The sequence below is a fragment of the Acidobacteriota bacterium genome, from assembly GCA_016195325.1.
Lineage (GTDB): Bacteria > Acidobacteriota > Polarisedimenticolia > JACPZX01 > JACPZX01 > JACPZX01.
In genome coordinates this window covers 44,880-58,735 of the sequence record JACPZX010000072.1, presented here as the reverse complement: position 1 = coordinate 58,735, position 13,856 = coordinate 44,880, and the positions used below count along the sequence as shown (strand labels likewise).

At 67.3% G+C, this 13,856-nt stretch carries 9 protein-coding genes; 3 read left to right on the top strand and 6 right to left on the bottom strand.

The features are described 5' to 3' along the window. On the top strand, window positions 1-793 hold a 793-nt coding region (locus tag HY049_13645), incomplete at its 5' end, for a PLP-dependent transferase (protein ID MBI3449945.1). A 284-nt stretch (window positions 794-1,077) separates the two neighbouring features. After that, a complete protein-coding gene (locus HY049_13640; GenBank protein ID MBI3449944.1) occupies window positions 1,078-2,376 on the top strand; it encodes a serine hydrolase in 1,299 nt (432 codons plus the stop codon). A 34-nt stretch (window positions 2,377-2,410) separates the two neighbouring features. On the opposite strand, the gene HY049_13635 is transcribed toward HY049_13640, so the two are convergent. The 6 genes from HY049_13635 to HY049_13610 all read right to left on the bottom strand — a co-directional run bounded on the left by HY049_13635 (window position 2,411) and on the right by HY049_13610 (window position 11,430). Beyond that, complete coding sequence (locus HY049_13635; GenBank protein ID MBI3449943.1) at window positions 2,411-3,784, bottom strand: trypsin-like peptidase domain-containing protein; 1,374 nt, start codon at window positions 3,782-3,784, stop codon at window positions 2,411-2,413. 17 nt (window positions 3,785-3,801) lie between these two features. Beyond that, complete coding sequence (locus HY049_13630; GenBank protein MBI3449942.1) at window positions 3,802-4,530, bottom strand: M48 family metalloprotease; 729 nt, start codon at window positions 4,528-4,530, stop codon at window positions 3,802-3,804. Window positions 4,531-4,534: 4 nt separating this feature from the next. After that, complete coding sequence (locus HY049_13625) at window positions 4,535-4,984, bottom strand: Hsp20/alpha crystallin family protein (GenBank protein MBI3449941.1); 450 nt, start codon at window positions 4,982-4,984, stop codon at window positions 4,535-4,537. Window positions 4,985-5,084: 100 nt separating this feature from the next. Continuing rightward, window positions 5,085-7,703: an ATP-dependent chaperone ClpB gene (clpB, locus tag HY049_13620; protein ID MBI3449940.1), complete on the bottom strand. Its 2,619-nt coding sequence runs from the start codon at window positions 7,701-7,703 to the stop codon at window positions 5,085-5,087. 138 nt (window positions 7,704-7,841) lie between these two features. Then, window positions 7,842-8,738: an alpha/beta hydrolase gene (locus tag HY049_13615; GenBank protein ID MBI3449939.1), complete on the bottom strand. Its 897-nt coding sequence runs from the start codon at window positions 8,736-8,738 to the stop codon at window positions 7,842-7,844. A 31-nt stretch (window positions 8,739-8,769) separates the two neighbouring features. Then, window positions 8,770-11,430, bottom strand: a complete 2,661-nt coding sequence (locus HY049_13610; GenBank protein ID MBI3449938.1) for a fused MFS/spermidine synthase — start codon at window positions 11,428-11,430, stop codon at window positions 8,770-8,772. 143 nt (window positions 11,431-11,573) lie between these two features. Here HY049_13610 and HY049_13605 point away from each other — a divergent pair, with 143 nt between their 5' ends. Continuing rightward, window positions 11,574-13,697 (top strand): hypothetical protein, encoded by a 2,124-nt coding sequence (locus HY049_13605; protein ID MBI3449937.1) that lies wholly within the window; start codon window positions 11,574-11,576, stop codon window positions 13,695-13,697. Window positions 13,698-13,856 lie beyond the last annotated feature (159 nt).

Sequence of the window (13,856 nt, the reverse complement as noted above, 5' to 3'; positions counted from 1 at the left end):
CTACACCTTCGTCGACGCCGCGGACCCCGGCGCGTGGGCGAAGGCCAGGCGCCCCACGACGCGCCTCTTCCTGGTGGAGACGATCGCGAACCCTCTGATGCGCGTCCCGAGGCTGCGCGAGGTCGTCGACTTCGCGCGCCGTGAGCGGCTGACGACGCTCATCGACAACACCTTCGCGAGCCCGGTGAATTTCCGCCCGATCCCCTTCGGCTTCGATCTGGCCTTCCACAGCGCGACAAAGTACCTCAACGGCCATTCCGATCTGGTCGCGGGGTGCGTCGTCGGCCGGAAGGAGCTCGTCGACCGCGTCCGCCACACGCTGAACCACTTCGGCGGATCGCTCGATCCGCATGCCGCATTCCTCCTCGCGCGCGGCCTCAAGACGCTCGCCCTGCGGGTGCGGGCCCAGAACGCGACGGCGACGGCCCTCGCGCGGTTCCTTTCGGCGCACCCGAGCGTGCTCGCCGTCAACTATCCGGGTCTCGAGAGCCATCCCGATCACGCGCACGCGCGCGAGGCCCTGTCGGGTTTCGGCGGCATGCTGAGCGTGCGTCTGAAGGGGGGCGAGGAGGCGGCTGAGCGCCTGCTCAGGTCGGTGACGATCGCCTACGCGGCGCCGAGCCTCGGAGGCGTCGAGACGCTCATCACGCGGCCGGCCCTGACCTCGCACGCCGGAATGAGCCGCGCGGATCGCGAGCACGTGGGGGTGACCGACGATCTCGTCCGCATCAGCTGCGGAATCGAGCACGCCGAAGATCTCATCGAGGATTTCGGGAGGGCGCTCGAGGCGTGATCCCGAGGACCCGCCGGGCGCGGTGTTTGGTCTCAACGCTTCCACACTCACGAGGAATTCGGATGTCTCGCAACACACCCGTTTTCACCGTCTGCCTGTTATCGCTCCTGACACTCACCCCGCACTCTCAGCCCGTTCGACGCATTCCTGCTCGCCAAACTCCAAGCCTTCCGAGAACTCCGCGACCAGATTCGACGGACAGAATCGCGCGAGTCGAGCGCGGCCTCGGAGCTCCAGTCAGAATCACGGGGCGTACGGCTGCTCGCTTCAGCCTGATCGACCGGATGGCGTTCTACAAAGTGCCGGGCGTCAGCGTCGCAGTCATCAGCAACTGGTCGATCGACTGGGCACACGGATACGGTGTCAAGGAAATCGGCACGAATGAGGCGGTGACCACCGACACTCTTTTTCAGGCGGCATCCATCAGCAAGCCCGTGACGGCTCTGGCGGCGTTGCGTCTGGTTCAGGATGGCAGGCTCTCCCTGGATGACGACGTGAACAAGACACTCGTTTCGTGGAAGCTCCCTGACAGCGAGTTCGCGAGAGATGAGAAAGTAACGTTGCGCCGTTTGTTGAGTCACAGTTCGGGAATCACCAACTCCAGCGTCGGAACCTATACGCCCGACCAGACGGTTCCTGGTCTGCTGGAGATTCTTGGTGGGACGGCACAGTCAAAGACGCCGGCGCTCCAGGTGTCATTTGTTCCGGGTAGTCGCTGGCAGTACTCGGGTGGAGGCTACAGCGTTCTGCAACAACTACTGATGGACACCTCGGGTGAGGCGTTCAGCGAGCTGATGCAGAAGATCGTGTTGATTCCGATTGGGATGAACCACAGTTTCTTTCAACAACCTCTTTCTCGGGATCTGTCGGGATTTGCCGCCAGCGGACACGACCGCGACGGAGAGATGCTCGCCGGCAGGTGGCGGGTCTTCCCCGAAATGGCCGCGGCGGGACTCTGGACGACGCCAAGTGACCTGGCGCTGTTTGAGATTGAAATTGAAACCTCGGCGTTGGGCCGCTCCCACAAGGTGCTGTCGACGGACATGACGCGACAGATGCTCACGCGACAAGCAGGCCATTGGGGGTTGGGCCTTGATCTTGGAATCGAGGGTGAAGCGTCGAGCTTCAATCACAGTGGATGGAATGATGGCTACCGTTCCTTTCTGATCGCGTTCAGTCAGACAGGCCAGGGCGCGGTCGTCATGACGAACGGTGACAGTGACGGTGGCCGGTTTGTGCTCGAGATCATCCGGAGCATCGCCGACGAGTATGAATGGCCGCTCTACGGCACCCGAGAACACGTTCTCACTGTGATGGATGAGAAGACCAGCAAGGAGTATGTGGGCGAGTATCAGTTTGCGCCGAGCGTGAATTTCATGGTGACGCTTGATGGCGGCAGGCTGTTCATTCTCGCTCCACCGCTGGGCAGCCAACCCGTTGAGCTCTATCACGAAGCAGGCGCAGAGTTCTTCGTCACGGTCGACAATGTGACCTTCACGTTTGTCAGAGATGAACATGGCCTGGTGACCGAGATGATCGTTCGTCCGCCAGATCAGACCGTGCGGGCCAAGAAGGTCAGATGAATCGCTCGAGGCGTAGGGGCGGGCCCGAAGAACGTCACTCCATGTCGAGCGTGACGTAGTAGCTGTTGCGGCCCCGCGCGACCTTGAGGAGGAGGGAGCCCCGCCCGACCATCCTGGGAACGGCGGCGCGGAGCGTCGTCATCTCGTGCAGGGTCGTGCCGTCAATCTGGCGGAGGACGTCCCCCTCCTCGAGCCCGGTCGCGTGCGCGTGGCTCCGCACCCGGACCCGCGTGACGATCACCCCCTCGGGCGGAAGCTGCGGGTACTGCGCGCGCATCGCCGGCGAGATGTCCGCGAGATCCACGCCGACCTGGTCCGACAGGTAGGCCTCGGCCAGCCCGGGAGGGAACTCCCCCACCGTCAGCGACGCCGCGCGGTTCTCCGAGCCCCGGTAGAACGCGAGCGAGACGCCGTCTCCGGTACGGAGCCCCGACACGGCGGCATCGAAGTCCTCATGGCTTTCGATCTTCGCGGTCGCCATCTGGACGATGACGTCCCCCTCCACGATCCCCGCGCGCTCGGCGGGGGAGCCCGGGTAGACCCTGCGGACCGCCGCCCCGGCGGGAAGGCCCGCGCCGTCGAGGTCGACCATCGCGGGCACGGTGCGCACGTCGAGGCCGAGCCACGCACCGCGGACCTCTCCGTAGCCCAGCATGTCCGCGAAGACCTTGCGGGCGCGGTCCGCCGGAATCGCGAGCGAGACCGCGGGGCCGTCGATGTGAAGGGACGTGCTCACGCCGACGAGCTCCCCCTTCAACGTGAGAAGCGGCCCGCCGCTGTTTCCGGCGCTCACCGCGGCGTCGGTCTGGATGAAGTCTCCATCGACGCGCCCGCCCGCGCGCACCTGCCGGTGGAGCGATGAGACGACGCCCACGGCGATGGTCCTCCCCGGACCCTCCTGGGTGTTGCCGAGCGCGATCACCCTCTGACCCACGGCGAGATCGCTCGAGCGGCCGAACGGGATCGACGGAAAGTCCGCGCCTCCCTCTATCTTGAGGACCGCGAGGTCCGACGTGGGGTCGGTCCCCACGACCTCGGCCGGCAGCCTTCGCCGGTCGGCGAGGCGGACGAAGATCTTCGTGCCGCGGAGAATCACGTGCTCGTTCGTGAGCACGTACCCGCGGGCGTCGACGAGGACGCCGGACCCGAGCGAGCCCGTTGCCGCGGCTCCGGAGGGATCCACGTCGAAGAGGGACCCGAACACGGCCTGGAGAAACGTCCGGTGAAACGGGTTGTCGACCTTCTCCTCGGTCGAGACGTTGACGACGGCGGGCCCGGCCGTCTGCGCCACCTGGACGATGGGGCGGGCCGGCGGCGCCTCCTCCTGCGCGACGGCGGTGGCGGAAAGAGCGGCCGCGAGCAGAGCTCCCGAGGAGGCGACGAGAACCCTCACTCCCCGGGGCGTCATGGGATGGCGGCGCGCGATCAGCGCTGGCCGAGGAGGCGGGCGATGCGCTCTTCCAGGGGAGGGTGCGTGCTGAAGATGTTCATCAGCGCCCGGCCCGAGAAGGCATTGACGATGTAGAGGTGCCCGACCGCCGGGCTGGTCTGCATCGGTGGAACTCTCCCCGACGCCTGCCCGAGCTTTCGGAGCGCGCTGGCGAGTCCGTCGGGGTGGCCGGCGAGCGTCGCGCCCGAGGCGTCCGCCTCGTACTCGCGGCTCCGGCTGACGGCGAGCTGGATCAGGGTCGCCGCGATCGGGGCGAGGATGGCCGTCACGAGGAGAGCGATCGGGTTCGGCCCCCGGTCGTTGTCGCGGCCCCCGTACCCTCCGAGGAAGGCTCCCCATTGGGCGACGTGCGCCAGCACCATGATCGCCCCGGCGAGCGTGGCGGCGTGATCGGGGCTCCGCCCCGTCGCGAAGGCGTTCGGCGACGGCCCGTCGATGTAATAGATGCGCGGCATCGGCATCCCGGCCTTCTGCGTCAGGTTCGCCACGATCGAGAAGACCTCGGGGGCGTCGATCGGCTGGATCTCCTTCGCACCGTGCATCGCGAGGACGATCCTGTCGGAGAACCAGTACGAGACGAAGTTCATCACCGCGGCGACGCCGAGGGCCATGACCATGCCGCTGCGCCCGCCGAAGACGTTGCCGAAGACGACGATGAGGCCGGTCAGCAGCCCGAGCAGGAAGACGGTCTTGATCGAATTCATGGTGTCACTTCACCTCGACTTTGATCTGGCGGGGCCGCGTCTCGGCCTTCTTCGTCAGCACGACCTCGAGCACTCCGTCCTTGTGTGTCGCGTGCACCGCCGCCTGATCGACGCTGCCGGGGAGCCGGAAGGTGCGGTGGAACGAGCCATAGGCTCGCTCGATCCGGTGGAAGTCCTCCTGGCTCTTCTCCTTGTCGAACTTCCGCTCACCGCGGATGATGAGCGTGCCGTCCTCGATGCGCAGGTCGATGTCCTTCTGGTCGATTCCCGGAAGGTCGGCCTTCAGCACGACCTTCTCGTCCGTCTCGTACACGTCGACCGCGGGGGTCCACGATCCCATGGGAAACTCCTGGTCGGTGGCGCGGCTTCGCGTCAGCGAGTCCTCGAAGAGCTTGTTCATGCGTTCCTGGAGCGTGGTCATGTCCCGGAACGGGTCCCACCTGGAGAGCGCCATGGCGTTTTCTCCTCTTCAGATCGGAAAAGTGTGTCGGGGTGTCGTCGTTTGGGGGAACTCGCCGGAGACGCGGGGATTATACGCGGGGTCTTTCGGCGCTTCAAGGCTCCCTCCCGGCGGCCTTCTCGCCTTCCTCCCTGCGGAGCACGAGCGCGCCGTCCTCGCCCGCGTCGGCGACAATCGTGTCGCCCTCCGCGAACGCTCCCTCGAGCAGGCGGGACGCGAGCGCGTTCTCGAGGCGCCTCTGGATGACGCGCTTCAGAGGCCGCGCGCCGAACTCGGGATCGAACCCCTCGCGCGACAGCTCCTCCGCCGCGGCTTCGGTGATCGTCAGGGAGATGCCGCGGTCGTCGAGCGAGCGACGCAGCCTCGCGATCTGGAGATCGACGATGCGCCGGATCGACTCGCGCGCGAGCGGCCGGAAAACGACGATCTCGTCGATCCGGTTCAGGAACTCCGGCCGGAAATGGGCGCGGAGCGCCTCCTGCACCCCGGGCGCCGCGTCGGCGCCCCGAGCGGCGGCCTGCCGGATCATCTCTCCAGCCAGGTTCGACGTCATCACGATCACCGCGTTGCGGAAGTTCACGGTGCGCCCCTTCCCGTCGGTCAGGCGCCCGTCGTCGAGGATCTGCAGCAGGATGTTGTGCACGTCGGGATGCGCCTTCTCGATCTCGTCGAGGAGAACGACGGCGTACGGCCTCCTCCGGACCGCCTCGGTGAGCTGCCCCCCTTCGTCGTATCCCACGTACCCCGGAGGCGCGCCCACGAGCCGGGACACCGCGTGCTTCTCCATGTACTCCGACATGTCGAGTCGCACCATCGCCCGCTCGTCGTCGAAGAGGAACTCGGCGAGAGCGCGCACGAGCTCGGTCTTGCCCACACCGGTGGGGCCCATGAAGAGGAACGAGCCGATGGGGCGGTTCGGATCGGAGATTCCCGCGCGCGAGCGCCTCAGCGTGCTCGCCACGACGGCGATCGCCTCATCCTGGCCCACGACGTGGCGCCTGAGGTGGTCCTCCATCCTGAGGAGCTTCGCGATCTCGCCCTCGAGGACTTTCGACACCGGGACGCCCGTCCATCGCGCGACGACCTCGGCGATGTCCTCCGCCTCGACCTCCTCCTTCAGCATCCGGCCGCTCCGCTGCACGACCGCGAGCCGGGCGTTCGCGGCGTCGAGATCCTTCGCGAGGGCTCCGATCGTGCCGTAGCGGATCTCGGCGACCTTGCCGAAGTCTCCCTCGCGCTCGGCCTTCTCCTCGGCGAGGTGCGCCCCCTCAATCTTCTCCTTCAGCGCGCGGATCCGCGCGATGGCCTCCTTCTCGGTCGTCCATCTCGCTTTCAGCGAGGAGGCCGCCTCCTGGAGGCCGACGATCTCCCCCCCGATCTTCGAGAGCCTCTCCTTCGATGCGTCGTCCTTCTCCTGGCTCAGCGAGAGGCGTTCGATCTCGAGCTGGGCGAGACGTCGCTGGAGATCGTCGATCTCGGAAGGCATCGAATCGATCTCCATGCGCAGGCGGGAGGCCGCCTCGTCGACGAGGTCGATGGCCTTGTCCGGGAGGAAACGATCCGTGATGTAGCGATTCGACAGCGTCGCCGCAGCGACGATCGCGCCGTCCTGAATCCTCACGCCGTGGTGAACCTCGTACCGCTCCTTGAGGCCGCGGAGGATCGCGATGGTGCTCTCGACGTCGGGCTCCGATACGAGAACGGGCTGAAACCTCCGCTCGAGCGCCTTGTCCTTCTCGATGTACTTCTGGTACTCGGCGAGCGTGGTCGCGCCCACGCACCGCAGCTCGCCGCGCGCGAGCATCGGCTTGAGCATGTTCGAGGCGTCGATGGATCCTTCCGCCGCCCCGGCGCCGACGAGCGTGTGCAGCTCGTCGACGAAGAGGATGATGTCGCCGTTCGCCGCCTCGATCTCGCCGAGGACGGCCTTCAGACGATCCTCGAACTCGCCGCGGTACTTCGTTCCCGCGACGAGGGCCGCGAGGTCGAGCTGCACGAGCCGGCGGTTCCGCAGACTCTCGGGGACGTCGCCGTTGATGATGCGTCGCGCCAGCCCCTCGACGATGGCGGTCTTGCCGACTCCCGGCTCACCGATGAGAACCGGGTTGTTCTTGGTGCGCCGCGCGAGCACCTGCATGACTCGGCGGATCTCCTCGTCGCGCCCGATGACGGGGTCGAGCCTTCCCTTGCGCGCCAGCTCGGTCAGGTCTTTTCCGTACCGCTTGAGGGCCTCGTACTTGCTCTCGGGCTCGGGATCGGTCACCCGATGCGATCCGCGCACGCTCTTGAGGGCGTCGAGCAGATGGCGCGGGCTCGCTCCCGCGAGCGTCAGGAGGCGCGCGGCCTCGCTTCCCCGGAGCCCGGCCAGCGAGAGGAGGAGATGCTCGGTGGAGACGTACTCGTCCTTGAATCCGTCCGCGACCTTGACCGCGTCATCGAGCGCCGCGCCGAGCTCCTGCGAGATCGCAGGCTCGGACATCGCGCCGCCGGTGGCGCGGGGGAGCCTGTCGAGGTGCTTGCGGACGGCGGCCGTCACCTCCTCGGGGCGGGCGCCGATCCTCTCCAGAAGGGAGCCCGCGATCCCGTCGGGCTGGGCCAGAAGGGCGAGCAGGAGATGCTCGGCGCGGGTCTCGGGGTGTCCTGCCGACCGGGCGGAGGCGACGGCGGCCTCGACGGCCTCGCGCGCCCGGGTCGTCAGCTTGTCCCATCGCATCTCTCGTTCTCCTCTTCCCGCGGCCGGCCCGGTGGGTCCCGGGGACTTCGCGATGGACGCGCATCAACGCGTCGCCGCAACGGGGCGGGGAGCCTCGTCGCGGCGCGCGCGCTGGGTAAGACCCGGCCGGCTGGACTGTCAAGCCGGAGGGAAGGACGACTGCTTGACGGGCGCACCCGCCTGGGCGGGCGCAGGCGCCCGACTGGATTCGGCGAACGCATCGATGAGGGCGAGGCACCGCCTCGTGTGGGTGAGAAAGATGTGGTGCCCCGAACCGTCGATCTCCTCGAGCCGCATGAACGGATAGAGCGAGGGCAGCGGCCGCACGTTCGCGAGCGGCGCGACCTGATCGCGCTTCCCGTGAATCAGGAGGGTCGGCATCGGTCGAAGGCGCGAGAGCGCCGAATCCACGTTGTAACTGAGGAGCGAATGCCAGAGCGTGGAGGTGAGCGAGCGCAGTGTGAATTTCCTGGCGTCCGCGTACACGGCCAGGGGAAGCCTCATCGCGTATCGGAGGAAGAGATCGAGCCCCGTCCGCCGGAGCTGCGCGAGATTCTGCCCGATCGAGTGCTCGCCGAGGAGCTTCCGGTACGAGGGGGATCCGCTCCAGAAGAGCTGGTGCGCCTCCTCGGGAGAGCGGTACCTCGGGAGGCTCAGCAGCGCCACGCGCGTCACCTCGTCAGGCCAGGCCGCGGCGTACTCGGCCGTCACGATCGCGCCGAGCGAGTGGCCGACGATCATGTGAGGCCGCCCGGCCACTCCCTCCTCGACCAGGAACCGCCGCAGGCAGTCGCGGAAGAACTGCGGGGTGTAGTCGACGTGCGGCTTCGGGGAGAGGCCGAATCCCGGGAGATCGGGTATCAGGATCCGGTAGCGGGAGGCGTGGCCGCGGACGCGCCCGGTGAAGTAGCGGCGCGAGCCGGTGATGCCGTGAACCAGCACGAGGGCGGGCGACGATCGGTCGCCGAGCCGATCCGCGTGGAGCGGACCCGGTTCGCCGGAGCGGTGTGTTTGGTCATGCCGGAGCGACGGCATCGGGGATGTCTACCAGACCCTCTCGAGGGTGTCAACGCGCGCCGGCGGCGTGCTGCCTCGCTTTCATCGCCACGGCCTCGTCGATCCGCGTCAGGATCGTCCTGGCCTCCGGGGATTCGTGAAGGAACAGGGCCCTGTCGATCGCCTTCCGCGCCGCCTCGTGCATGCCGCGCCGCAGATACGCCTCGGCCATGTCCTGGTAGAACACCGACTTCAGCTCCGGCGCGTTCGGCCGCTCGGAGAGGAAGCCGATGGGATCGGCGGCGTGATCGAGGATCGCCTTCCGGTTCTCGTTGCGCGTCTCGAAGTGCAGGCTGCGCGGCGCGTGGAACTCGATGAGCGCGTTGTCGTCGGTGTTCAGCTCGCCTTCACCCGCGAACGCGCGGACCTCGTCGTTGCCCATGATGAAGTAGGTGAGCATGTCCGACACGCCGAGCACCCGCACGCGCCCGAGATCGAGGGCGATGTCGAGGTCCGACATCCGATCCCTCAGCTTCTCCATGTCGAACGCGAGAGGCTTGTCGGATCCGATGAGCACGAGATCGGCGTCGGGAATCGTGTTGAACACCATCACGTTGGGGAAGACCGAGGCGAACGTCCGGGTCAGCGCCCGAAGATCGCTCGGCTGCATGCCGTAGAGCTGGAGCCACTGCGCGAAGACTCCGCCCGGCTTCAGGCGCTCGCGGCCGATCTCGAAGAATTCCTTCGTGAAGAGATTCGACGCGACGGTCATCCACGGATTCGAAGGCTCGGAGATGATGACGTCGTACCTGTCGGGGGTCACGAGGAGAAAGTTGCGCCCGTCCCCCGTGACCACCTTCACGCGGGGGTTCGCCAGCGGATCGTGGTTGTAGTCCTTGAAGAGCTCCGACGCCTGCAGGATCGCCGGCTCGATCTCGACGGCCGTAAGCGACTTGATGTCGTACTGGGTGACGGCGCCGACGGTGATGCCGCTCGCATAGCCGATGACCACGACGTCGTCGTGCCGATCGGCGAAGAGCAGCGGGAGGTGCCCCGAGAGGAGCTGGGTCTGCAAGTCGCCGAACGACGAGGCGTCGATCTTGCCGTTGACGGAGAGCCAGATGTCCTTGGTCTGCTTCTCTCCCGCCACCATCACGGCGGCGGTCACCCCCTCCTTGTAGAAGAGGAGCTGGAAGTCGCCCTGCGTGTACTCGTAGAAGCCCTTGTCGGTCAGGTCGGACTCCGACATGTCCGCCGCGTACTGGTAGACACCGCTGTTCATGAGGAGCGCGTTCCACGAGGGACGGAAGGCCCAGAGTGAGGCGGCGGCCACGACGCACGCGCCCGCCGCGATCCATCTCCGCGTCCCGCCGCGGGTCGACTCGGGAGCGCGACGGGCGGCGAGGAGCATCGCCGCGAGAAGGAGATTGGCGACGACGGCCAGGAGAATCGACCCCTGGATGCCGGCGAGGGGCACGATGGCGAAGCCCGCGAGAGCCGAGCCGAGGATGGTCCCGATCGTGTTGGCCGTGTACGCCGTTCCGACCGTTCGCCCGACCAGGGGAAGCGCGGAGCCGCAGATGCGGACGACGAGCGGGAACATGCCCCCGAGGAGAAGCGTGGGCGGGAGCATGACCACGCCTGCCATCGCGAACTCCAATCCGAAGAGAAGAACCTGCTCGCGCGCGGGGCTCGCGGCTCCGTGGATGCGGTGGAAGGCCAGCGAGAAGGCGTACGGGAGCTGGTGGAACAGGAGGAGCGTTCCGAACGCCGCCACGCCCGTCCCCGCCATGATCGCCGCCACGGCTTCGTGGCCCCACTTAGCTCCCAGCCGATCGGCGACGCGGGACATCAGGCTCGCCCCCGCCGCGAGGCCGACGAGGAATGTCGTGAGCATGACCGTGAAGGCGTAGACGGACGAGCCGATGACCAGCGCCAGCACGCGCGTCCAGGCGATCTCGTAAACCATGGCGATGAAACCGGAGCAGGCGAAGACGAGGAGGATGCGCCGGACGTCCGCCGGAAGCTGGATTCGCGACGCGGGCGACGACGGCGCCGGGTCGAGCTCCGGGGAGGCGGCCCGGTTCCTCCGCGCGACCTCGAGGGCCGCGAGGCCCAGCAGGACGTTGAGCGCGGCGGCGAGGTAGATGGTCGCCTGAACGCCGATCCCGGGAACGAGGAGAAAGCCCGTCAGCGCGGCGCCGACGACCGCGCCGAAGGTGTTCACTCCGTAGAGCGTGCCGATGTCGAGCCCGATCTCATCGCGGTTCCTCGAGATGAAACGGGCGAGAACCGGCAGCGTGCCGCCCATGAAGGCGCACGGCACGAGCAGCACGGCGCCGACGAAGAAGAACCGGAGCAGGCTGAAGACGTAGAACGACGGGTTGAACCCGGTCCACAGAACCCGGCTCAGGGGGATGAGGAGCTTGAACAGGTAGGGGATGGCGAGGGCGTACGCGCCAATCCCGATCTCGAGGAGCCCATAGAGCTTCACCGGATCCCGGCGCGCGTCGACACGGCGGCCCAGGAGATACGCTCCCAGCGCCAGGCCCCCCATGAAGGCGGTGAGCACGGTCGTCACCGCGAAATGGGTCGAGCCGAACACGAGGATGAGCATGCGGAGCCACACGACCTCGTAGATCAGGCCGAGCGCTCCGGAGACGAAGAAGAGCGAGAGGACGATGCCGGCGAAGGAGGGAGTCCCTCGCCCACTCGATGCGTTGCTGGACATCGCCCCCCGGTGGAAGACAGGACTGGAAGAGCCGCAAATCATAGTTCAGTGCCGGAAGTCGGTCAAACGCGCCGGCATGTCACGGCGACCCCCGGATTCGTTGACAGGCCCGAGAGCCTGCCGTAGCTTGCGGCGCAGGCATGATGGCGCGCGCGATCGAACCCGTCCGGGGGCGAAGCCGGCTCGTCGAGCTGGCCATGGTCGCGGCCGCCGCGGCCGCCTTCCTTTATGTTCTCAGAGGCGCTTCGAGCGGCCTCTACGGGTACGACCCCTACTTCCACATCCGATACGCCCAGGTCCTGAGGACCGAGGGATTCTCGCGAACGTTTCCCTGGTGGCAGGAAACGTTTCTCCGCGATCGGTACGCGGACAAGGACTTCCTCTATCACGTCCTGCTGATCCCCTTCACCTTCGGCGATCTCATCGCAGGAGCCCGCGCGGCGGCGGCCTGTTTCGGAGGGGTCGCAGTCGCGGTCTTCTACGCCGTCTGCCGGACCCTCCGCGTCCCATGGCCCGCTCTCTTCACGGCGGCCCTCCTCGCCTCATCGCTCGACTTCCTGTACCGCCTCGACGCCATGCGGCCGGTGACCCTCGCCGTGGGCCTCGCGATGGCCGGCACCTGCGCCATCCTCACGCGACGGGAGCGCTGGGCCTTCGCGATCGCCGCGATCTACCCGCACGCGCACATCTCGTTCCACCTTCTCCCCGGCGTGGCGCTCCTCCACGACGTCTCCGCGGGGCGCGACGCCTCCGGCCGGCGCTCGCTCCGTCTCACGCTCTACACCTCCGCCGGCGCCGCGGCCGGGGCTCTCTTCAGCCCCTTCTTCCCCAACAACCTGAAGCTCTGGTGGGTTCAGAACGTGCGCGTGCTCGATCTCGCGTGGAGTCGCGTCCCGGAGCTGCGACTCGGCGTCGAGTTGGAGCCGAGGACTTCCGCCGATCTCCTCACGAACGGCCTGGGCGTCTTCGCGGCGCTGTTTCTCGCGATCTGCCTGATGTCGTTCGGACGAAGAAGAGCCTCCGCCGAGGCGAGGACGCTGCTTCTCGTCTCCTCGGTCTTCCTCGCCATGGCCATGATGAGCGAGCGTTTCATCGAGTTCCTCGCTCCCTTCGCTCTCCTGCTGGCGGCGGTCGCGGTGCGCGACGCAGCGCGGCGCGAGCCGGACGGCGCGGACTCCGCCGCGCCCTTTTCCCGGCGCGGGCGGGCGTACGCCTCAGCCGTGACGGTCGCCCTTGTCCTCCTCGTCGGACTGAACGCGCGCCGCGCGTCACGGATCATCGCGAGGGATCCGGGACCCATCTACGCCGACGCGTCCGAGTGGATGCGGGCGAACGTCCCGGCGGGAGAGACCATCTTCCACCTCGACTGGGACGACTTCCCCCAGCTCTTCTATTTCAACCCGCAATTTCGTTACCTCGTCGGCCTCGACCCTGTCTTCATGTACGCGACCGATCCCGCGCGCTGGCGCCTGTGGAGCGACATCGCCCACGACGATGTCCAGGATCTTTACTCCCCCATCCGGGAGACGTTTCGAGCACGATGGGTCTTCGCGATTCCAGAGGCGGAGGATTTCCTGACGGCGGCGCGGCGGGATCCGAGGTTTTTCCAACGCTACGTCGATCCCCACGCGGCCGTCTTCTTCCTGGCCGACGGCTTCTCTTTCGTGACGCGCTGGCGGGTGACAGGATGGTACCCGGACCCCGCGAGACGGCTCTTCGACGCGGCTCTGGACGGCGAACCGGCGTCCGCGGCGCGGGCGCCCGCGGCGGGAGGCGGAGGGAGCGCATCGACCGGAGTCGTGGAGGAGGACATCATCGTTCCGGAAGGCCCCGCAGCCGCCGGACTCGAGCGCCAGTTCGAGGAGGGCTTCGTGAATCTCGACGAAGCCATGAGCCTGCCGCCGACCGTCCATGACGCATGCGGCGTGGCGGTCGCCACGCTGCGGTCGCCCTCACGCCAGACGGCGACGCTCGCCATCACGACCGACGACGAATTCCGCGTGTACGTCGACGGCCGGGAGCTCGACGCTCAGTCCCCATTCCGCTCGCCACCTCCGGGAGCGCCCGGGGGCCCGCCGGCGACGCTGGACGATAGTCTCGAGGCTCGATCTCACGTCCCCGAGCGCAGTGTGGCGGCTCCTCTCGTTCAGGGGGAAAACACCATCCTCGTCAAGACGTGCCGGGTGGGTGCGGATTTTGGATTCTTCCTGCGGGTTTATGGAACGGATGGGGCGCCCGTCGACGCCGACGAGCCGGCCAGGAAGTGATCTCGCCGTATCCGGCATGCAGCCCCGGCGCGCGAAAACACGAAAGCCGCAGGGCGTCTCCACCCTGCGGCTCTCGATTTCAAACTTGCCTGTTGCCTGCAGCCTTGCGGCGACCGCTCCCGACTTACCCTTCGGGAGGGGGTTATTCGAGCCCTTTCG

What these genes read in the sequence shown, in the direction of transcription:
- HY049_13640 (MBI3449944.1), top strand. Translation starts at nt 1,078, where the DNA reads ATGGCGTTCTACAAAGTGCCGGGCGTCAGCGTCGCAGTCATCAGCAAC.
- HY049_13635 (MBI3449943.1), bottom strand. Translation starts at nt 3,784, where the DNA reads ATGACGCCCCGGGGAGTGAGGGTTCTCGTCGCCTCCTCGGGAGCTCTG.
- HY049_13630 (MBI3449942.1), bottom strand. Translation starts at nt 4,530, where the DNA reads ATGAATTCGATCAAGACCGTCTTCCTGCTCGGGCTGCTGACCGGCCTC.
- HY049_13625 (MBI3449941.1), bottom strand. Translation starts at nt 4,984, where the DNA reads ATGGCGCTCTCCAGGTGGGACCCGTTCCGGGACATGACCACGCTCCAG.
- clpB (MBI3449940.1), bottom strand. Translation starts at nt 7,703, where the DNA reads ATGCGATGGGACAAGCTGACGACCCGGGCGCGCGAGGCCGTCGAGGCC.
- HY049_13615 (MBI3449939.1), bottom strand. Translation starts at nt 8,738, where the DNA reads ATGCCGTCGCTCCGGCATGACCAAACACACCGCTCCGGCGAACCGGGT.
- HY049_13610 (MBI3449938.1), bottom strand. Translation starts at nt 11,430, where the DNA reads ATGTCCAGCAACGCATCGAGTGGGCGAGGGACTCCCTCCTTCGCCGGC.
- HY049_13605 (MBI3449937.1), top strand. Translation starts at nt 11,574, where the DNA reads ATGGCGCGCGCGATCGAACCCGTCCGGGGGCGAAGCCGGCTCGTCGAG.